This is a genomic window from Kitasatospora sp. NPDC029367 (assembly GCF_055569135.1).
Window position 1 is genome coordinate 66,299 of record NZ_JBVHYH010000026.1, and the last position, 19,752, is coordinate 86,050.

Below are 19,752 nucleotides of genomic sequence, written 5' to 3' on the forward strand. Positions count from 1 at the left end.
TCGCGTGAACCCGTGCTCCGGGGGGAGTCCGGGGCCGGGGGCCGTGTCTGCTGCGGCCGCTCCGGCAGTGCCGATCCTGTCCGGCCGGGAGGTTCCGTCGGAAGGGCCGTCGGGGCCGGGCGGGGAATGTCGACTCATCGGTTCGACGAGGTTTAGGCACTGGTCAACGCCGCTGTGACAGGGGCGGAACAGGGGCTACGAACCCGGTCGACGTTCTTCTCCAGGAGGCGGCTCGGGGTGTTGCCGGAAACCTGCGCTTCACCGGGACAGCACGAAGCGGAACGGCCTGAAACGGAACTGCCTGGAACGGAGCAGACCGGAGGCTACAGCGGCCAGCGGCCGTCACGGCCGGACCGTCGCCACTCCTGCCCGACCCACTGGAGTCCGGCCAGGAAGCCCTCGACACCCGCCTGGCACTGGTCGCGCCGCAGGTAGCCGCGGGCGCTGCGGGCGACCGGGACGGCGGGGGCCGCGCCCGGCCGGGTGGTGCGCACCGGCAGGTGGGCGGACCAGACCCACTGGCGGCCCTCGGCCTGGACGGTCGAGCAGCGCAGCGCGGCCCGTTCGATGATCAGTTCGCGCACCGCGTCGGCGAGTTCCTCCTCGCTGCGGTACGTCCGCACGCCGACGCCGAGCGGCCGCCCGTTGGCGGAGCGCAGCGCCCAGCCCACGCAGCGGTCGGCCGCGGGCACGATCAGCAGTCGCGGCCCGCGCCGCTCAGCTGCCATCGGGGCGTCTCAACGACACTGCTCTCCCGGGGAGTTTACGCGCGGACCCGTCACGGCCGGGCGCGTCACGGACGGTTCCCTCGCGGCCGGGCGCCTGGCGGACGGGCGGCTCGTGGACGGCCGCCTCGCGCGGGGGCTGCTTGGCGAGCAGCACGACGAAGCGACGGAAGGCGTTCTGGCACGTCGCGTACCGTTCGTACGCGCGACTGGAGCGCACCTCGGGCAGGCTGCGCGTGCCGGGGACGACCCAGATCCAGCCGAGTCCGTCGCGGACATGGGTGATCCGCGCGGTCAGTCCCTCGGCGCCGGCCCGCAGTCCGTCGAAGCCCCGCTCGGCCTCGCCGGGCGTCTCGAAGAGCGCGGCGGTGATCGCCACCACCCGGCCGTTGGGTGCCTTCAGCTGCCAGCGGTAGCGCCCGTCCGCTGCACGCTCGGTCCGGAACCCCCCTCGGCTCGCCCCTGCTGCGGTGTGACCGCGGCCGGAACCGTCCACTGCCCCCTCCGTCCGGTTTCCCCTCCGGGACGGTGCCAAGCTATGTGTGCACACGGAACCGCCGAAAGCCCAGAACGTTCACAACTTGCGCCGTTGGTCGGGAAGTTCTCCCTCGTTCAGCTTTCACCGGTTGGTACCGGAACGGCGGTCAGAGCCGGGCCGTCCAGCGGACCACGGCGCCCTTCCGGTAGGGGCCGCGCTCGTGCCAGGCGGCGCCGCCGAGGGCCTCGGCGCGCCGGGTGAGGTTGAGCAGTCCGCTGCGCCGGCCGCCCTGGGGGATGCCGACGCCGTCGTCGGTGACGGTCAGCAGCACGCCGGGCCGCCCGCCCCGGTCCAGCGACTCGGGGTCACCGCCGACGGGCCGTCCGGCGTCGTCCAGGTGGACGGTCGCGTCGACCTCGACGCCGACCCGGGAGGCACGGGCGTGCCGGGCCGTGTTGGAGAGCATCTCCCGCAGGGCCGCGAGGAGTTGACGGCCGGTGTTCTCGCCGACCAGGCTCTCGACCGGGCCGACGAAACTCACCGAGGGCTTGAAGCCGAGGGCGGCGGCGGCCTGGCTGGCCTCGCGCAGGACCCGGGTGCGCAGGGTGTCGGGGGCGTCGCCGTGGTTGTCGTGCTGGAGCGCGTAGATGGTGGTGCGGACCTCCTGAATGGTGGCGTCCAGTTCGTCGACCGCCCTGCCGATGCCCACCTTGACCTCGGGGACGACGGACCGGCGGGCGGCGCTCTCCAGCATCATCCCGGTGGCGAACAGCCGCTGGATGACGAGGTCGTGGAGGTCGCGGGCGATCCGGTCGCGGTCCTGGAAGACGGCCAGCCGCTGCTGGTCGCGCTGGCCCTCGGCGAGCCGCAGGGCGAGCGCGGCCTGGGAGGCGAAGGTCTCGGCGAGCTGCTTCTCGGAGTCGGTGAAGGGCAGGGCGCCGCGCGAGCGCCAGACGCAGAGCCCGCCGAGCACCCGCCCGGCGGCGACCATGGGCACGGCCAGGGACGGGCCGAAGCTGCGGGCGAGCCGCATCACCACGGTGGGGTCGCTGGACATGTCGTCGAGGTGGACGCTGTCGCCCTCCAGCAGCTGGGCGGCGAAGCTGTCCTTGGGCAGCAGTTCGCCGCGGACGAACTCGGCGGCCTCGCCGGAGGCGTGGGCGACCCGCATCTGCCCGTCCCCGTCCGCCGAGGAGCCGGGCGGGCCGGCCGGACCGGTGGGCAGCAGGATCATGCCGAGCGCGGCGCCCGCCAACTCCCGTACCTGTTCGGCGGCGACGGTGAGCGCGCCCTCGGCCTGCTCGGTGGAGAGCAGCGCGGTGGTGACGGCCGCGGCACCGGCGATCCAGCGTTCCCGGCGGCGGCCCTCCTCGTACAGCCGGGAGTTCTCGATGGCGACCCCGGCGGCCGCGGCGAGCGCGTGCACGACCTGTTCGTCCTCGGGGGTGAAGGCGCCGCCGCCCTTCTTCTCGGTGAGGTAGAGGTTGCCGAAGACCTCCTCGCGGACCCGGATCGGCACGCCCAGGAAGGTCTTCATCTGCGGGTGGTGCGGCGGGAAGCCGGAGGAGCGCGGGTCGGCGCCGAGGTCGGCGAGCCGCAGCGGTTCGGGGCGGTCGATGAGCGCGCCGAGGATGCCGCGGCCGGTGGGCAGTTCGCCGATCTCGGCGGCGGTGCCGTCGTCGATGCCGACGTGGATGAAGTCGGCCAGGCCGTGCCCGCCGGGGGCGATCACGCCGAGGGCCGCGTACCGGGCGTCGACGAGTTCGGCGGCGCCGGTGGCGATCCGGTGCAGGGTGGCGTGCAGGTCGAGTCCGGCCCCGATGGAGACCACCGCCTCCAGCAGGCGCTGCATCCGGTCGGTGACGGCGGCGGCGGACTGCAGCCGTTCCGCGACCTCGGTGACCAGGGTGTCCAGCCCGAGCGAGGCGATCTCGGGCACCCGGTGGGGGGTGGGCTCGGGGGCGGCCTCGGGGAGATCCGGCGTGGGGTCCATGGAGAAAGCCTACTTTTGTACGGTTTTCAGCCGAGGGACGATGCGGCCATCAGTGCCCCACGGCCTCCAGCGGCGCCACCGTCTCCAGCGGCCCCACCGGCTCCAGCAGCCCGTCCGCCTCCCGCTCCCGGCGCCACAGCGCGCGCAGCCGCCCGTCCGGATCGGCGAGCAGCTCGGACCAGCGGCCGCGCTCGGCCACCCGGCCGGCCTCCAGCACCAGCACCTCGTCCACGGTGGCGTCGTCCAGCCCGGCCAGCCGGTGGGTGATCAGCACGGTGGTGCGGCCCGCGGTGGCGGCCAGCAGGTCGGCGGTGAGGGCGTCGGCGGTGGGCAGGTCGAGGTGCTCGGCGGGCTCGTCCAGGACCAGCACGGGGAAGTCGGCGAGCAGCGCCCGGGCGAGCGCGAGGCGCTGGCGCTGGCCGCCGGAGAGGCGGGCGCCGTGCTCGCCGACCATGGTGTCCAGGCCCTCCGGCAGGCCCTCGGTCCAGTCCAGCAGGCGGGCGGCGGCGAGGGCGGCGCGCAGCTCCGCCTCCTCCGCGTCGGGGCGGGCGAGCCGCAGGTTCTCGCGCAGCGAGCTGTCGAAGACGTGGGCGTCCTGGGCACAGAGGCCGATCACCCGGCGGACGTCCTCGCCCGCGAGCGCACGGCTGTCCACAGCCTGTGGACGACCGGCGGCGAAGGTGACGGACCCGGCACCGGGCTCCAGGAAGCGCAGCAGCGCCTGGGCGAGGGTGGTCTTGCCGGAGCCGGAGGGGCCGACCACGGCGATCCGGCGGCCGGGCGTGAGGTCGAGGTCGACGCCGGTGAGCGCGTCCACGGCCTGTCCGGGGTGCCGTACGGTCAGCCCGCGCACCGCGACGGGCAGCGGCCGCTCGGGCAGCGCGGCCGGTTCGGCGGGTTCCGCCACCACCGGCGGCGCGGTCAGCACCTCGTCCAGCCGGGCCCGGGCGGCGCGGCTGCGCTGGCGGGCCTGGACGGCGAGCGGCATCCCGGTGACGGCCTCGAAGGCGGCCAGCGGGGTGAGCACCACGACGGCCAGGCAGACCGGGGCCAGCGCGCCGTCGCGCACCCCCTGGATGCCGACGGCGGCCGCGGCGACCACGGTCAGTCCGGTGAGCAGGGCGATCAGCCCGGTGCCGAGCGCGGTGGTGGCGGCGGAGCGGGCGGCGAGGCCGGTCAGGGCCGCGTCGGCGCTGCGGACGGCGGCCAGCCGGGCGGGCAGCGCGCCGGCCACGGTGAGTTCGGCGGTGCCGGTGAGCCCGTCCACCACGGCGGTGGCCAGGCGCCCCCGGGCGGGGGCCTGGCGCCGCTCGGCACCGGCCGACCAGCGGGCGGTCAGCGCGGGCACCAGCACCCCGGCGAGCAGCAGCCCGAGGCCGAGCACCAGCCCGGCGGCGGGCAGGAAGGCGCCCATCGCGACGGCCGAGGCGAGCGCGACCACGGCCGCGACGGCGGCGGGCAGCCGCCAGCGCAGGTGGTGGTCCTGGATCGCGTCGACGTCGGCGACCAGCCGGGAGAGCAGGTCGCCGCGCCGGAAGGCGGGCAGCCCGGCGGGGGCGAGCACGGTCAGCCGGCGGTACACGGCGGCCCGCAGGGTGCCGAGGGTGCGCAGCACCGCGTCGTGGGAGACCAGCCGTTCGGCGTAGCGGAAGACGCTGCGGCCGATGCCGAAGGCCCGGACGGAGGTGACGGCCATCATCAGGTGGAGCACCGGGGGCAGTTGGGAGGCCCGGGAGATGAGGTAGCCGGAGGTGGCCATCAGGGCGACGGCGCTGCCCAGGGCGAGCGCGCCGAGCAGCACGGACAGCGCCAGCCGGGGGGCGGCGGGCTCGGCCTCGGGCTCCTCGGGCACGGCGGGGGCGGGGGTGGGCCGGCCGGTGTGGGTGAGCGGCTCGACCGGGCCCGGGAGCTCGGCCTCGACGGCGGCGGGGCCGGCCAGCCGGATCCGCTGCTCGGCGACGGCCAGCAGCGCCGGCCGGTGGGCGACCACCAGCACGGTGCGCGCCGGGTCCTCGGCGAGGGTCCGGACGGCGGCCACGACGGCCGCCTCGGAGTCGCCGTCCAGGTGGGCGGTGGGCTCGTCGAGGAGCACCAGCGGCCGGTCGTCGGCGAGCAGCACCCGGGCGAGGGCGAGGCGCTGGCGCTGGCCGGCCGAGAGCCCGGCGCCGTCCTCCCCCAGTTCGGCGTCCAGGTCGGTGACGAAGTCGAGCGCGTGGGCGGCCCGCAGCGCCGTCCACAGCTGCTCGTCGGGGGCCTCGGGCCGGTGCAGCCGCAGGTTGTCGGCGATCGTCCCGGCGAACAGGTGGGGGCGCTGGGGCACCCAGGCGATCTGCCGCCGCCAGCTGTCCGGCTCCAGTTCGGCGAGGTCGTGGGTGCTGCCGTCGGCGGCGGTGATCCGGACGCGGCCGGCCTCGGGGGTGGTGAGGCCGAGCAGGACGGCCAGCAGGGTGGACTTGCCGGCTCCGCTGGGCCCGGTGAGGGCGGTGCTGGAGCCGGGGCGCAGGGTGAGTGCGGCGCCGTCCAGGGCGGGCCGGGCGCGGCCGGGGTGGCGTACGGTCAGGCCCTCGGCGGTGATCACGGCGCCGCTGAGGTCGGGGGCGGGGCGGGTGCCGGCGGCGGGCAGCGGGGTCTCCAGCACCCGGAAGATCTCGTCGGCGGCGGTGAGCCCCTCGACGCTGGAGTGGTAGAGCGCGCCGACCTGGCGGATCGGGAAGTACACCTCGGGGGCGAGGACCAGGATCAGCAGCCCGGTCTCCAGGTCCAGGGTGCCGTCGACCAGCCGGAAGCCGACGGTGACCGCGACCAGGGCGACGGACAGGGTGGAGAGCAGTTCCAGGGCGAAGGAGGAGATGAAGGCGATCCGCAGGGTGCGCAGGGTGGCCCTGCGGTAGTCGGCGGTGATCCGGGCGATGGTGGCGGCCTGGGTGCGGGCCCGGTTGAACACCTTGAGGGTGGGCAGGCCGGCGACCACGTCCAGGAAGTGGTGGGAGAGCCGGGCCAGGGTGTTCCACTGCCGGTCCATCCGGGACTGGGTGGCCATCCCGATGAGCACCATGAACAGCGGGATGAGCGGCAGTGTCCCGGCGATGATCGCGGCGGAGGTGAGGTCGGCGCCGACGATCCGCAGCAGCACGATCACCGGCACGACCACGGCGAGCGCGAGCTGCGGCAGGTAGCGGGCGAAGTAGTCGTCGAGGGCGTCGATGCCGCGGGTGGCGAGGGTGGTGAGTTCGCCGGTGCGCCGGCCCGCCAGGTAGGACGGGCCGAGCGCGGTGGCGTGGTCGAGCAGCCGGCGCCGCAGGGTGGACTTCACCCGGGCGACGGACCGGTGCGCGGTGAGTTCGGTGAGCCAGCCGACCAGCCCGCGGCCGACGGCGGTCAGGGCGAGCAGGACCAGCGAGGTGGTCAGTTCGCCGAGGCCGGCCCCGCGCTGGAAGGCACGGACCACGATCTCGGCGATCAGGCCCGCCTGGGCGACCACCAGGGCCGCGCCGGCCCCGCCGAGGAGCACGGATCCGGCGAGGAAGGCCCGGGTGGTACGGGCGTGCGCGAGCAGGCGCGGGTCGACCGGCTGCACGGCGTCAGGCCTGGTCGAGCGGGGCGGCGGGCTGGTGGCCGGCCTGGTGGCCGGGGATGTGCTGGACCCCGATCCGCTTGCGGAACACCCAGTAGGTCCAGCCCTGGTAGAGCAGCACCAGCGGGGTGAACACGGCGGCCACGATGGTCATCAGCTTGAGCGTGTACGGCGAGGAGGCCGCGTTGGTCACGGTCAGGCTCCAGTCCGGGTTGAGCGTGGACGGCATGACGTTCGGGAAGAGCGCCAGGAAGAGCATCGCCACAGCGGCCACGATGGTCGCCCCGGAGAGGACGAACGCCCAGCCCTCGCGGCCGAGTTGGTTGGCCGCCAGGGCGCCGACCAGGGCGAGCACGGCGACCACCAGGGCGGCCAGGCTGCGTCCGTTGCCGCTGTCCGCCTGGGTCCAGACCAGGAAGGCGAGGGCGAGGACGGCGGCGGCCAGGCCCGCGTACCGGGCGGCCCGGCGGGCCCGCTCGCGGATCTCGCCGACGGTCTTGAGCGCCGCGAACACCGCGCCGTGGAAGGTGAACAGGGTGAGCGTCACCAGCCCGCCGAGCAGCGCGTACGGGCTGAGCAGGTCGGCGAGGCCGCCGACGTAGTTCTTCTGCGCGTCGATGTCCACGCCGCGGACGATGTTGGCGAAGACCACGCCCCACAGGAAGGCGGGGAGGAGGGAGGTCCAGAAGATGGCCTCCTCCCAGTTGCGCTGCCACCGGGCGCCGTCGCGCTTGGCCCGGTACTCGAAGGCCACGCCGCGGACGATCAGGCAGACCAGGATGGCCAGCAGCGGGATGTAGAAGCCGCTGAACAGGGTCGCGTACCAGTCCGGGAAGGCGGCGAAGGTGGCGCCGCCGGCGGTCAGCAGCCAGACCTCGTTGCCGTCCCAGACCGGACCGATGGTGTTGATCAGCACCCGCCGCTCGGCGGTGTCGCGGGCGAGCGGCTTGGTGAGGACGCCGATCCCGAAGTCGAAGCCCTCCAGGAAGAAGTAGCCGATCCACAGGACCGCGATCAGCACGAACCAGACGTCGTGGAGTTGCATGTCAGATCCTCAAATCCCCTGGGGTGCACGTCAGTACGCGAAGGCGAGCGGCTTGTCGGCGTCCTCGTCCGCGGACGGGCCGCGCAGCGTCGGGTCCTTGGCCGGGGGCTGCTCGGTCACCACCGGGCCTGCCTTGGCGTACTTGACCAGCAGCCGGACCTCGACGACGGCGAGGATCGCGTACAGCGTGGTGAAGGTGGCCAGCGCGCCGATCTGGGTGCCGACACTCACGTTCGGGGAGACGGCGCTCGCGGTGGTCATCAGGCCGAAGACGGCCCAGGGCTGGCGGCCCATCTCGGTGAAGATCCAGCCGAAGCTGTTGGCGATCAGCGGGAAGCCCATGGTCAGGATGCCGATCCGCCAGCTCCACCTGGTGAGCAGCGGGCCCATCTCCCGGGACGGGGTGAGCATCAGCCGGGGCACCTCGGTGTCGCCGGTGCGGAACTCGGGGCGCAGCAGGAACTTCCGGCGGGTGGTCCAGAGGCCGATCAGGGCGGCCACGAAGGAGGTCATCCCGAAGCCGATCATGAACCGGAAGCCCCAGTACGTCACGAAGACGCTCGGGATGTAGCTCTTGGGGTCGCCGCCGTGCGCGGCGGCCTCGGCGGCCGCGGTGTCGTTGATGCCGGGCACGGAGGAGCTGAAGTCGTTGTGGGCGAGGAAGGAGAGTATCCCGGGGACCTCCAGTGCGACCGAGTTGTGGCCCTTGCTGACGTCGCCGACCGCGAAGATCGAGAACGGCGCGGGCGACTGGGTGTCCCAGAGCGCCTCGGCGGCGGCCATCTTCATCGGCTGCTGCTCGAACATGACCTTGCCGAGGGTGTCGCCGCTGAGCGCGGTGCCGGCGCCGAAGACCACGGCGAGGACCAGGCCGAGCCGCAGCGAGGTGCGCATCACGGCGGTCTTCTTGGGGTCGACGCCCTCTGGCTTGCGCTTGGCCTTCCAGAGGTGGAAGGAGGAGATGCCGACCATGAAGGCGGCGCCGGTGAGGAAGGCGGCGGTCAGGGTATGGAAGACGACGGTGAGGGTGGTGTTCTGGAACAGCACCTTGGCGATGTCGGTGAGCTGCGCCTTGCCGGTGACCGGGTCGATCGAGTAGCCGACCGGGTGCTGCATCCAGGAGTTGGCGGCCAGGATGAAGTAGGCGGAGAGCACGGTGCCCAGGGCGACCATCCACATGCAGGCGCAGTGGATCTTCTTCGGCAGCTTGTCCCAGCCGAAGATCCACAGGCCGATGAAGGTGGACTCGAAGAAGAAGGCGATCAGCGCCTCCATCGCGAGCGGGGCGCCGAAGACGTCACCGACGAAGCGGGAGTAGTCGGACCAGTTCATGCCGAACTGGAATTCCTGGACGATTCCGGTGACGACGCCCATCGCGATGTTGATGAGGAAGAGCTTTCCCCAGAACTTCGTCGCGTGGAAGTACTTCTCCTTGTTCGTACGCACCCAGGCGGTCTCCAGCCCGGCCACGATCGCGGCCAGGCTGATGGTGAGCGGTACGAAGAGGAAGTGGTAGACGGTGGTGACTCCGAATTGCCATCGCGCGATCGTCTCGTGAGCGATTGCCAGTTCCACGTCGCCCTCTCTCCCAACCGGCCCTTTTCCAGGGCATGTTCCGGACAAACCTCATCTATAGCCGTAGACCGTCGCACACCCGTGCAAGCTTGTCCGCTTGTGAACGTGAACACGTTCACAAGCACAGTATCCACCATCCTTACGGGCGAACGGCAGGTGGGGTGGGGTTGACACTCCTGTGCGGTGCGTCACGGTTTGCGAAGGCGGTGCGCACAGTCTGCGGACCGGCCGGGGCCGGGGCAACGAACGAGTGGGCGGACGGCGCGTCGCTCTTGGCCGAACCGGCGCTTGACAGCGGTACGCCCCGCTCGCCATCGCGAGCGGGGCGTGTTGGGCGTGCGGGGCGCTGCCTCTCGGCCCCCGGCCGGCTACGGGCGGCCGGCTACGGGCGGCCGAGGAGCTGGGCGCCCGAGGTGGAGTCGGCCCGGGCGGTGAAGAACTCGGTGAAGCCCCCCACGAATTCCTCCACCGTGATCCGCCCGTCCCCGTCCGTGTCCAACTGGCGGAACCCGTGCGACAGCTCGGCCGGGTGCACCCGTGGGCCGCCGAACACCGCGCGGTACTCGTCGAACTCCAGGAAGCCGCTGCCGTCGGTGTCGGCCGCGGTGAACACCGCCCGCAGGGCGGGCAGCAGCCCCCGCTCCAGGTACGCGTCGTCCCGGTCGCAGCCCGCCAGGGTCGCCGCCACGAACTCCTCCCGGCTCACCTCGCCGTCCCCGTCGGCGTCCATCGCCGCCCGCAGCTGCTCCCACCACCCGTCGAAGGCCGCGTACACCCGGGCCTCCGCGGCCTCGTCCAACTCCAGCTGCCAGCACACGTTGTGGGCCATCGCCCGCAGGTCGTGCACGGTGATCACGCCGTCCCCGGTCTGGTCGAGCACCTCGCGGAAGAACCGGTCCACCCGGGAGCCGCGCGCGTCCCGGCGCTGCGGCCGAAGCCGGCGCGGCGGGGCCACCCGCTCCTCCGGGGAGCGGTAGCGCATCCGCTCCGGGAGGCGCGGCACGACGATCCCGGCGCCACGGTGCAGCAGCACCGACAGCAGGGCGCCCCGCCGGGTCCGGACCAGGCCGAGCCGCTCCCGCACGGTCGGCGGCAGGTCGGCCACCGTGAGCTCCCGGATCGCCGCGGCGACGACGACCCGCAGCACCCGCCACCCGGCGTCCCCGAGGAACCACAGCCGGCGCGGGCGGGGCGCCTCGCGCAGGACGTCCTCCAGGAGGTAGCGGGCGGCCTCGGTGAACTCCAGCTTCTCGGCGGTGTACCGGGCGAAGTAGCCAGGCAGGTCGGCGGCGGTCTTCGGGAGTTCCTCCTCCGGCAGCTCGAAGGCCGCGATCGCCTCCCTGAACTCCCGGTAGGCCAGCTCCAGTTGGTCGGCGTCGTACGGGTCGCCGCCGAGCCGCCGCATGGCGGCCACGCACTCGAACAGCGTCAGCAGCACCCACACCCTGGTCGCCGGGTCCCGGGCGTCGTACGCCCGGCCGTCCGGCAGCGTGCCGCGGATCCGCTTGTGCGCCCGGTTCAGCCGGGCGACCTCGCGGCGCAGGGTGTCCGCGTCCTGGTAGAACAGCCGTCGCCCGCTCCCCAGGGTGTGCTCGATCCGCCGCCACGGGTGCGCCCGGTAGGTGGAGTGCTCGTGCATCCCCGCCCCCACCGCCGGATCCGCCGCCTGGAGGATCAGCAACCGCCAGGCGACGAGGGCGATCCGCCACTCGGAGAGGTCCCGCTTGAAGGAGACGGACGTCTGGTCAACCACGGGGCTCTCCGGTGATGTCGGGGCCGATCACGAAGCCCTTGGCGGGGCCCTCGGGGATCACGGCCTCCTTGCCGTACGGGACACGGACCGACGAGGCGTACTCCCGGCGGCCGGGGTCAGGGCTGGTCAGGACGGTCACGACGCCGCCCTCGTCGTAGTCGTCGATGATCACGTACACCGGAATACCGGCACGGGCGTACGCGCGACGTTTGAGGACGTGGTCGCGCTTGCGTGCCTCGGCGCCCGGCGAAACGGTCTCGACCACCATCGGCACACCCGAAGCCAGCACCCCCAAGCCCTCCGGATGCTCGATCTCGTCGACGTCCTCGGGCGCCACGAAGACGTCCGGGATGAACACCTTCAGATCGGCAATCACGTTGCCGTCCTGCGCCGGCCCGTAGCCGGTGCCGCTCAGAAAGTCGTGGAGAGCCCTGCCCAGCCGCCTGTTGACAGTGAAATGACGAGCTCCGCCAGTGGGTGACAAGGTGATCGTCCCCTCGATGATCTCCGCGCGGAAGCCCTCGGGCACATCCATGGACTTCCACGCTTGCCACAGCACCTGGTCCAGGTTCACGACGGCCACCTCGGTAACTAACGCGCTCACGAGACACCTCTTTTCCCGTCCAGTGTGATCAGCCCGTGCGAGCCCGCACAAGCGACGGCTGCACGGTCGCACACGACCGGAGGGCCGAGTGGGTGAATGGTTCCCGGTTCACCCGAACGGGGCGTTTGGGGTGTGGAAACGCGAAACCGCAGGGCGGGCCGGGAGAGGGCCTGCCCTGCGGTTCGGGGTGCGGCGAGTTCGCGGCCTCCTCCCGAGCGGGCGCGAACCGGGTGGGTCAGGAGGTGGGGCGGGTGCCCTTGCGGCGCGAGACGTAGAGGGCGGCGGCGCCGAGGCTGATGGCGGTGGCCGCGCCGAGGGCGAGGTACGGGGTGGCCGGGTTGGAGCCGGTCTCGGCGAGCTCGGTGGCCGAGCCGGTGGTGGCGGCGGGCGTCGTACCGGTGTTGGCGGTCGTCGTCTGCGTGGCCGAAGTGGTCGAAGTGGTCGAAGTGGTGGACGCCGCGGCCGACTTGTCGGTGGTCGAGGTGGTGTCGGTGGCCGGGGTGACGGTGCCGGGCTGCTGGGCGCCCTGGTCGGCGGGCTTCCCGGCGGGCTTCTCGGCGGGCTTGTCGGTCGGCTTCTCAGCCGGCTTGTCCGTCGGCTTCTCGGCCGGCTTCTCCGTAGGCTTGTCGGTCGGCTTCTCGGCCGCGGCCCTGGCGTCGGCGAGGGCCTTGTCGGCGTCGTTCTTCGCGGCGAGGGCGGCGTCGACCGCCTTGTTGGCCTCGTTGATCCTGCGGAAGAGGTCGACCCTGGCGTCGTCCGCGGCCGTGCCGGCGGCCGCGGCGGCAGTCTGGGCCTGCTGCTCGGCGGCGATGGCGGCGTTGGCCTTGTCCATCGCCTTCAGCAGGTCCTGCCGGGCCTTCTCGCGCTCGGCGGCCGAGGCCTTGTCGTAGACGGACATGGCCTTGTGGAGGTCGTCCTCGGCAGCGGTCCGGGCCTCGGTGGCCTTCTTGGCGGCGGCCTGCGCCTCGCGGTGCTTGGCGAGGTAGGGCGCCGGGTCGAAGGTCTCGAGCTTGGCGGCGATGTCGGCCTGGGTCGCCTTGGCCTGCTGGTAGGCCTTGGCCGCGTCGGCGGCGGCCTTCTCCAGGGCCGCGATCGAACCGGTGTCGTTCTGGGTCTGCGCCGTCGGAGCCGACTCCGCGAACGCGGGTGCCGCGGGGAGCATGGCTGCGGGCGAGATCACGGCTGCTACGAGGGCGGCCGAAACCAGCGAACGGCGGAAATGCACAATGACCCCTTTCGGGTCGGAAAGGACGGCAAATGCCCTTGTCCGGGCGCCTTCTGACGCTCGGACAGCGCCGATCATAGGCATACGGATTCTTTACTCTCCATGCCGGCTGGGTTCGCAGCGGAATCGACGAGCCGACGAGGCGACGAGCCGACGAGGACTCAGGAAGCGCGGTCGCCGTCGGCGGGCAGTTCGACCCGGAAGGTGGCGCCCGCGCCCGGGGCGGTGTCCAGGGTGAGGGTGCCGCCGTGGGCGCGGGTGAGGGCGGTGGCGATGGCGAGGCCGAGTCCGCCGCCGCCGCCGTTGTCGCGGCTGCGGGAGGCGTCGACCCGGTAGAAGCGGTCGAAGACCCGCTGGGCCTGCTCCTCGGTGAGGCCCGGCCCGGCGTCGGCGACCTCCAGCAGGCAGACCCCGTCGGCGCCGCCGCCGACCCCGATCCGCACCGGGGTGCCGGGCGGGGTGTGCTTGACGGCGTTGCCGACCAGGTTGGTGACCACCTGCCGCAGCCGCGCCTCGTCGCCGAGGACGGGCGCCGCGCCGGGCGCGCCGCTGCCGGCCGGGCCGGTGAGGGCGACCGGGCGGCTGGGGTCGAGCGCGGTGAGGTCGTGCAGGGCGTCGGCGGCGAGGGTGCGCAGGTCCATCGGGGCGAGGTCGAGCGGGCGTTCCTCGTCGAGCCGGGCGAGCACCAGCAGGTCCTCGACCAGGGTGCCCATCCGGACGGCCTCGCTCTCGATCCGGCTCATGGTCCGGGTGACGTCCGCCCCGGTGGGCAGCGCGCCCATCCGGTACAGCTCGGCGAAGCCGCGGATGCCGGCCAGCGGGGTGCGCAGTTCGTGCGAGGCGTCGGCGACGAAGCGCCGCATCCGGGCCTCGGACTCGGCGCGGGCCGCGAAGGCCGCCTCGATCTGGGTGAGCATGCCGTTGAGCGCGACGGACAGCCGTCCGACCTCGGTGCCGGGGGAGAGTTCCGGCATCCGGTGCGACAGTTCGCCGGCCGCGATCCGGGCGGCGCCCTCCTCGATCCGCCGCAGCGGCCGCAGTCCGGCCCGGACGGCGAAGAAGCCGAGCGCGGCGATGAGCAGCAGGACGCCGCCACCGATGGCCAGGAAGGAGGTGCCGAGGCGGGCCGTGGTGGCGTCGACGTCCTCGCGGGAGACGGCGACCATGACGTAGGTCGGGGTGCCGACCGGGGAGGCGAACACGCCGGGCCCGGGGGTCGGCGTGCGCGGGGCCTGGATCGGCAGCACCAGGACCCGCCAGCTGTGGTGGCCGCGCTGGTCGGGCAGGTCGAAGGGGGAGTCCGGGGCGGTCCGGGTCGGGTCCAGGCCGCCGAGTTGGGGAGCCGGGTCGCTGTCCGAGACGGGCTGGCGGAGCGAGTTCTGGACCTTGCCGTCCGCGGACAGCCACTGCACCAGGTACTGGCTGGGCAGGCTGATCCGGCGCCCCGAGAGGACCGGCTTGCTGCTGCCCGGGGTGCTCACCTGCATCGGCGCCTTGCGGGACAACGGCACGCCGTAGCGCTGGAGTTGCTCGTCCAGCTGCTCCACCAGCTGGGCCCGGACGGCGCCCAGCACGAAGGTGTCGCTGACCACGAGCCCGGTGGTCACCAGCACGAGGGCGAGGACCAGGAGCCGGGCGCGCAGGGACAACCGGGAGGTGAAGCGGGTGAACACGGCCGGGACCGGTCAGCCCTGCGGGGGGCGGCGCAGCGCGTAGCCGATGCCGCGCACGGTGTGGATCAGCTTGGGGCCGTGCGCCGGGCCGGAGTCGAGCTTGCGGCGCAGGTAGGAGATGTACGACTCGACGATGGAGAGGTCGCCGCCGAAGTCGTAGGCCCAGACGTGGTCGAGGATCTGCGCCTTGGACACCACCCGGCCGACGTTGGCCATCAGGTAGTGCAGCAGCTTGAACTCGGTCGGGGAGAGCGCGACCGGGGTGCCGGCCCTGGTCACCTCGTGGGCGACCGGGTCGAGGCTGAGGTCGGCCACCAGCAGGCGCCCGTCCTCGGCGGGGCCGCCGGCCCGGCGCAGGATCGCCCGGATCCGGGCGATCAGCTCCTCCAGGCTGAACGGCTTGGTGACGTAGTCGTCCGCGCCCGCGGCCAGGCCCTGCACCTTGTCGCCGACGCCGTCCTTGGCGGTGAGGAACAGCACCGGCAGGTGGTCGCCCGGGTGCCCGTGCGCGGGCCCGGCTATCTGGCCCCGGTTGGTGCGCTCGCGCAGCTTCTCGACGACGGTGAAGCCGTCGAGGTCGGGCAGCATCACGTCGAGGACCACCAGGTCCGGACGTTCGACGGCGATCAGCTCCAGCGCTTCCGTCCCGCTCGCGGCGGAGGCGACCCGGAATCCGGAGAACCGCAGCGAGGCTGCGAGCAGTTCGCGGATGTTCGGCTCGTCGTCCACGACGAGGAGGAAGGCCTCGCCCTGGCCCCCGGCCACGGCGGGGCCGCCCGGTGTGGTGACAGTGCCTTGCACGGGGGTTTCGCCTCCCGGTCGGACGATGACGTTCAGCATGAGGCTAGCCCCCGGAGGCTACGCGGCATGGATGAATGTTGGATTAACACCTTAACGGTCGGTTTTGCGGCGACAAGCCCCCAGGGACGGGGCTCGGTGGTGTGCGTACGGGCCGGCCACGCCCCGCCCGCCCTCGCCCGCCCCCCAGCGGCCCCAGCGGCCCCAGCGGCCCCGAAGGACGCCGGGCGGCCGGACGGAGTGCCGTCCGACCGCCCGCGCGGGCCCCGCTCAGTGCTGGCCGAACTGGCCCGGCCGGTAGTCGCCGGCGGGCTGGCGGATCATGACGTTGCCCCGGTTGAAGGCGTTGATCAGCGCGATGACGCAGACCAGCGCCGCGAGCTGCTCCTCGTCGTAGTGCTTCGCCGCGTTCTCCCACGCCTCGTCCGTCACCCCGCCCCCGTCGGCGAGCCGGCTGCCCTGCTCCGCCAGCTCCAGGGCGGCCCGCTCGGCGTCGGTGAAGACGGTGGCCTCGCGCCAGGCCGCCACCAGGTTCAGCCTGGTCGCCTCCTCCCCCGCGTGCACGGCGTCCTTGAAGTGCATGTCGACGCAGAACCCGCAGCCGTTGATCTGGCTGGCGCGCAGCCGCACCAACTCCTGGGTCGCGTACGGCAGCGACGTGTCGGCGAGCTGCTTGTTCGCGGCGATCAGGTGCTTGGAGAACTTGGTCATCACCGGGTTGGCGAAGGGGTTCAGTCGGGCTTCCACGGTGTGCTCCCTCGGTTTCGGTGCTTCCTTGCCGTTGTCGTTCTCTAGGACCAGGTAGCCGGGCGCCGTGTGACACCCCCGGACGTGACCCGCGTCACCCCTGCCACGGGCGGAGCTTCTCCGGGTTGCGCACCACCCAGATGTGGGAGATCCGGTGCCCGGTGGTCCGGAAGGCGATCACCGTGTCGGTGACGCCGTCCTGCTCGACGACCAGGCCCGGCAGGCCGTTGACGGTGCGCTCCCGCAGCGTCCGGCCGCCGACGAGCCCGGCGGAGCCGGCGTAGGCGCGGGCGATCCGCTCACTGCCGAGGAGCGGCTCCAACAGGGCGCCGGCCAGGCCCCCGCCGTCGGCGATCACGGTGGCCTCCGGGTCGAGCAGGTCCATCAGCGACCTGACGTCCTTCGCCTCCCAGGCCCGCTTGAACTCCCGGACGAGGCCCGCCTGCACGCCCGTCGGCGCCACCGGCGCCTGCGCCGCGCGGATCCGGCGGCGGGCCGAGGCGGCCAGCTGTCGGCAGGCCGCCGCCGAGCGGCCGACGACGGCGGCCACCTCGGCGAACGGGTACTGGAAGACGTCGTGGAGGATGAACGCCACCCGCTCGGCGGGCGTCATGGTCTCCAGGACGACGAGGAAGGCCATGTTCACCGACTCGTCGAGGGTGATCCGGTCCGCCGGGTCCGCCGGGTTCGCCGGGTCCGCCGCCGCGCCGTCGGCCCCCTCCCGGTGTCCGGGCAGCGGCTCGGGCAGCCACTCGCCCACGTAGCGCTCCCGCCGGGCGCGGGCGGAGCCGAGCTGGGTGAGGCAGATCCGGCTGGCGACGGTGGTCAGCCAGCCGGCGGGCGAGGCGACGGCCTGCCGCCGCTCCGTCGGCATCGCGTACCAGCGGGCGCAGGTCTCCTGCACGACGTCCTCGGCGTCGGCGAGGGAGCCGAGCATCCGGTACGCCAGGTTGGTCAGCCGCCGCCGCTCGCTCATGATCACGCTCAGGTCGTCGTCGTCCATCTCCCCGCCCGCGTCCACGTCCCCGTTCACGTCCACGTCCACGTCCCCGTCCACGTCCCCGTCCACGTCCCCGTTCACGTTCACGTCCCCGTCCCCGTTCACGTCCATGTCCACGTCCATGGCCCCACCCGCCTCCGGTCCGTTCCGTCACTCCTACGACTGCACAGCGCAGCGGAATGTGACAGCCGCCCCGCCACCTCACGTTCCGGCGTGCCGTTCGGTCGTACCCGGCAGACGCAACCGAACGGTACGAAGGAGAACCACCGTGAACGACTTCCGGAGCACCACCGACCTGGTCGAGATCCAGGCCCCGCAAGCCGAGTTCACCGATGCGGTGACGATGCGCGACGGCCACCGACCGGCCGGGGGCGCGGCGGCGGGTGCGGGCTTCGACGCCCCCGCGGACACGGAACGCCTGGAGCGGGCTGCCGCCGCCCTCGCGGCGCGGGGCTTCGCCGTCGAGCTCCTGGACGACGCCGCCGCGGCCCGGGCCCGGGTCCGGGAGCTGGTCCGGCCGGACGCCACCGTCCTCACCGCGGCCAGCGAGACGCTCCGGCTGTCCGGCATCGACGAGGACCTCAACGACGGCAGTCGCTGCCGGTCCGTCAGGTCCCGGGTGACGGCGATGGACCGGACCACCGAGGCGGACGGCATCCGGCACCTGCTCGCCGCCCCCGACGTCGCGGTCGGCAGCGTCGCCGCGCTCACCGAGACCGGCTCCCTGGTGATCGCCTCGGCCAGCGGCAGCCAGCTGCCCGGCAACGCCGGCGGCGCGGGGGAGGCGATCTGGGTCGTCGGCGCCCAGAAGGTGGTCCCCGACCTGCCGACCGCCCTGCGGCGGTTGGAGGAGCACGTGCTCCCACTGGAGGACACCCGCTCGCGGGCCGCCTACGGCCAACCGAGCGCCGTCAACCAGCTGCTGGTCCTCAACGCGCCGACCCTCTTCTCCCGGGGCACCGTGCTGCTGCTGCGCGAGGCCATCGGGTACTGAGGCCCGGGCCGGGGCCGCCGCTCACTCGGCGTTCTCCGCCGCCTCCCCGCCCAACGGCTTCGCGTGCAGCACCTCGCGACCCTGCTCGGCGGCGCGGGCGATCGACTCGGAGACGAAGTCCAGGAAGCGGGCGATGTTCTCCAGCCGGTTGCCCGCCGGGGTCCCGCTGCCGAGGATGCCGACGCCCTCCCGGGCGGTGTCGACGAGCTGGGCGGTGGCCTGGGCGCTGACCATCATCGAGCGGTACCAGATGTCGTCGTCCACGAAGTAGCGCTCGCGGCGCCGTTCGTCGCGCTCCCGGGTCACCATGCCCTGGCTCTCCAGGAAGGCGATCGACTTGGAGATGGTCGCCGGGCTGACCTGGAGGCGCTCGACCAGCTCGGCGGCGGTGAGGCTGCCCGCGTCGGTGATGTAGAGGCAGGCCAGCACCCGGGACGTCATCCGTGGCATGCCGGACTGCATCAGGACGGAGGTGAACACCTCCTCGTAGGCGTGCACCGCCTCGGCGTCCCGGCCGTGCGGCTGCGGGGTGGTGCTCGGCCCCTGGGGCGCGGCCTGCCGCCGGCGCTGGGCGCGGTGCCCGGTGGCGCGGTGGGCCAGGTCGGCGCGGTAGGTGCCGGGGCCGCCGTTGCGCATCACCTCACGGGTGACGGTCGAGGTCGGCCGGTCGAGCCGCCTGGCGATCTCCGCGTACGCGAGGCCGTCGGCCAGTCCCAGCGCGATCTGCTGGCGTTCCTGCTGGGTGAGCCTGCCGCCCGGCATCGCGGCCTCCTTCGGGGATCGGTGGTCTCTGCGCTCAAGATAGCGTCCACCGTCATTCCATTGCAACGAAAGGCGGCCCAGCTCGTTGCATCCCCGGCAGGTCTATGGCAATGATCCTCGGCAATCTAGCTGCGAAAATAGGATTCTCCTGCCGCGAGACCGCGAGCAGAGGAATGAACGCAACGTAGCTTTTCCTACGTCAGAAACCAAGGGGCCAAGACTGGTCCCATGGCGCAGGCACCCGGCCGGCGGACCCAGCCGACGTGGCCCCATGAGTGATCACCAGCTGCGCGTGCCCCCTCAGCCCCGGCGACGGCCGAGGGTGGCGAGGCCGAACAGCAGCCCGCCGGCCAGGAAGAAGGGCTCGTAGAGCAGCGTCGCGAACCGGCCCATCGCGTCGAAGTCGGCCGTCGTCCGGGAGCTGGTGGCGAGCGCCAGCCAGTCCGGCACGGACGGCAGCGAGTGCACCAGCAGGACGGCCGTGATGCCCCAGAGCACGGCCCCGAGCAGTCGGGCCGACAGCCGCCCGCCCCACGGCCGGACGATCGCCAGCGCGACCACCGCCGCGACGGCACACCCCGGGATGGCAAGAATGTCGATGATCAGCAGCGGGGTGTTCCCGGTGACCGACAGCCCGGACGGCAGGCCGATCCGACCGCCGAACAACCAGTAGAGGTGGACGAGGGAGAACGCGGCGGCCCAGACGGCGGCGGCGTAAGCGGCGGGGCGGAGGACGGTCGTCTTCATGCCTCCACGGTCCCGGCACGCGGGCGCCCGACACATCGTCCCCACGGCCCGGCCCCCTC

General features: G+C 73.2%; 16 protein-coding genes. 1 reads left to right on the plus strand and 15 read right to left on the minus strand.

The window, feature by feature from the left end; translation table 11 throughout:
- Positions 1 to 323: 323 nt before the first annotated feature.
- From ACZ4W5_RS16870 to sigJ, 13 genes are all read right to left on the minus strand, one after another.
- A complete protein-coding gene (locus tag ACZ4W5_RS16870) occupies positions 324 to 728 on the minus strand; it encodes a hypothetical protein (RefSeq protein ID WP_360239438.1) in 405 nt (134 codons plus the stop codon).
- Complete coding sequence (locus ACZ4W5_RS16875) at positions 718 to 1,221, minus strand: YegP family protein (protein ID WP_465655219.1); 504 nt, start codon at positions 1,219 to 1,221, stop codon at positions 718 to 720. The genes ACZ4W5_RS16870 and ACZ4W5_RS16875 overlap by 11 nt, the downstream gene beginning before the upstream one ends.
- Positions 1,222 to 1,369: 148 nt before the next feature.
- A complete protein-coding gene (locus tag ACZ4W5_RS16880; protein WP_402481851.1) occupies positions 1,370 to 3,196 on the minus strand; it encodes a sensor histidine kinase in 1,827 nt (608 codons plus the stop codon).
- Between the two features lie 49 nt (positions 3,197 to 3,245).
- The gene (cydD, locus tag ACZ4W5_RS16885; protein WP_465655220.1) at positions 3,246 to 6,773 is read right to left on the minus strand and encodes a thiol reductant ABC exporter subunit CydD; all 3,528 of its coding nucleotides are present in this window, start codon (positions 6,771 to 6,773) and stop codon (positions 3,246 to 3,248) included.
- A 4-nt stretch (positions 6,774 to 6,777) separates the two neighbouring features.
- Positions 6,778 to 7,815 carry a cytochrome d ubiquinol oxidase subunit II gene (gene cydB / locus ACZ4W5_RS16890; protein WP_465655221.1) on the minus strand — a complete coding sequence of 346 codons (1,038 nt, stop codon included), beginning with the start codon at positions 7,813 to 7,815 and terminating at the stop codon, positions 6,778 to 6,780.
- A gap of 30 nt (positions 7,816 to 7,845) precedes the next feature.
- Positions 7,846 to 9,390, minus strand: a complete 1,545-nt coding sequence (locus ACZ4W5_RS16895) for a cytochrome ubiquinol oxidase subunit I (protein WP_465655223.1) — start codon at positions 9,388 to 9,390, stop codon at positions 7,846 to 7,848.
- 382 nt (positions 9,391 to 9,772) lie between these two features.
- A complete protein-coding gene (locus ACZ4W5_RS16900) occupies positions 9,773 to 11,143 on the minus strand; it encodes an oxygenase MpaB family protein (protein ID WP_465655225.1) in 1,371 nt (456 codons plus the stop codon).
- A complete protein-coding gene (locus ACZ4W5_RS16905; RefSeq protein ID WP_360239420.1) occupies positions 11,136 to 11,717 on the minus strand; it encodes a Uma2 family endonuclease in 582 nt (193 codons plus the stop codon). The genes ACZ4W5_RS16900 and ACZ4W5_RS16905 overlap by 8 nt, the downstream gene beginning before the upstream one ends.
- Positions 11,718 to 11,982: 265 nt before the next feature.
- Positions 11,983 to 12,927 (minus strand): LAETG motif-containing sortase-dependent surface protein, encoded by a 945-nt coding sequence (locus tag ACZ4W5_RS16910; RefSeq protein WP_465655227.1) that lies wholly within the window; start codon positions 12,925 to 12,927, stop codon positions 11,983 to 11,985.
- Positions 12,928 to 13,133: 206 nt separating this feature from the next.
- Entirely contained in the window at positions 13,134 to 14,645 is a 1,512-nt protein-coding gene (locus ACZ4W5_RS16915) for a sensor histidine kinase (protein WP_402481864.1), read from the minus strand.
- A gap of 12 nt (positions 14,646 to 14,657) precedes the next feature.
- Entirely contained in the window at positions 14,658 to 15,446 is a 789-nt protein-coding gene (locus ACZ4W5_RS16920) for a response regulator transcription factor (protein ID WP_375895337.1), read from the minus strand.
- 267 nt (positions 15,447 to 15,713) lie between these two features.
- Positions 15,714 to 16,190 carry a carboxymuconolactone decarboxylase family protein gene (locus ACZ4W5_RS16925; RefSeq protein ID WP_465655229.1) on the minus strand — a complete coding sequence of 159 codons (477 nt, stop codon included), beginning with the start codon at positions 16,188 to 16,190 and terminating at the stop codon, positions 15,714 to 15,716.
- A gap of 94 nt (positions 16,191 to 16,284) precedes the next feature.
- Positions 16,285 to 17,193 carry an RNA polymerase sigma factor SigJ gene (gene sigJ, locus ACZ4W5_RS16930; protein ID WP_465655259.1) on the minus strand — a complete coding sequence of 303 codons (909 nt, stop codon included), beginning with the start codon at positions 17,191 to 17,193 and terminating at the stop codon, positions 16,285 to 16,287.
- 265 nt (positions 17,194 to 17,458) lie between these two features.
- Here sigJ and ACZ4W5_RS16935 point away from each other — a divergent pair, with 265 nt between their 5' ends.
- Complete coding sequence (locus ACZ4W5_RS16935; protein ID WP_465655235.1) at positions 17,459 to 18,184, plus strand: LUD domain-containing protein; 726 nt, start codon at positions 17,459 to 17,461, stop codon at positions 18,182 to 18,184.
- Positions 18,185 to 18,205: 21 nt separating this feature from the next.
- On the opposite strand, the gene ACZ4W5_RS16940 is transcribed toward ACZ4W5_RS16935, so the two are convergent.
- Positions 18,206 to 18,946: a GbsR/MarR family transcriptional regulator gene (locus ACZ4W5_RS16940; protein WP_465655237.1), complete on the minus strand. Its 741-nt coding sequence runs from the start codon at positions 18,944 to 18,946 to the stop codon at positions 18,206 to 18,208.
- Positions 18,947 to 19,246: 300 nt separating this feature from the next.
- Entirely contained in the window at positions 19,247 to 19,693 is a 447-nt protein-coding gene (locus ACZ4W5_RS16945; protein ID WP_465655239.1) for a DUF3995 domain-containing protein, read from the minus strand.
- Positions 19,694 to 19,752 lie beyond the last annotated feature (59 nt).

Bases quoted from the DNA above. Each gene is read 5' to 3' on its own strand.
- ACZ4W5_RS16870 (WP_360239438.1), bottom strand. From the start codon at position 728: ATGGCAGCTGAGCGGCGCGGGCCGCGACTGCTGATCGTGCCCGCGGCC.
- ACZ4W5_RS16880 (WP_402481851.1), bottom strand. From the start codon at position 3,196: ATGGACCCCACGCCGGATCTCCCCGAGGCCGCCCCCGAGCCCACCCCC.
- cydB (WP_465655221.1), bottom strand. From the start codon at position 7,815: ATGCAACTCCACGACGTCTGGTTCGTGCTGATCGCGGTCCTGTGGATC.
- sigJ (WP_465655259.1), bottom strand. From the start codon at position 17,193: ATGGACGACGACGACCTGAGCGTGATCATGAGCGAGCGGCGGCGGCTG.
- ACZ4W5_RS16940 (WP_465655237.1), bottom strand. From the start codon at position 18,946: ATGCCGGGCGGCAGGCTCACCCAGCAGGAACGCCAGCAGATCGCGCTG.
- ACZ4W5_RS16945 (WP_465655239.1), bottom strand. From the start codon at position 19,693: ATGAAGACGACCGTCCTCCGCCCCGCCGCTTACGCCGCCGCCGTCTGG.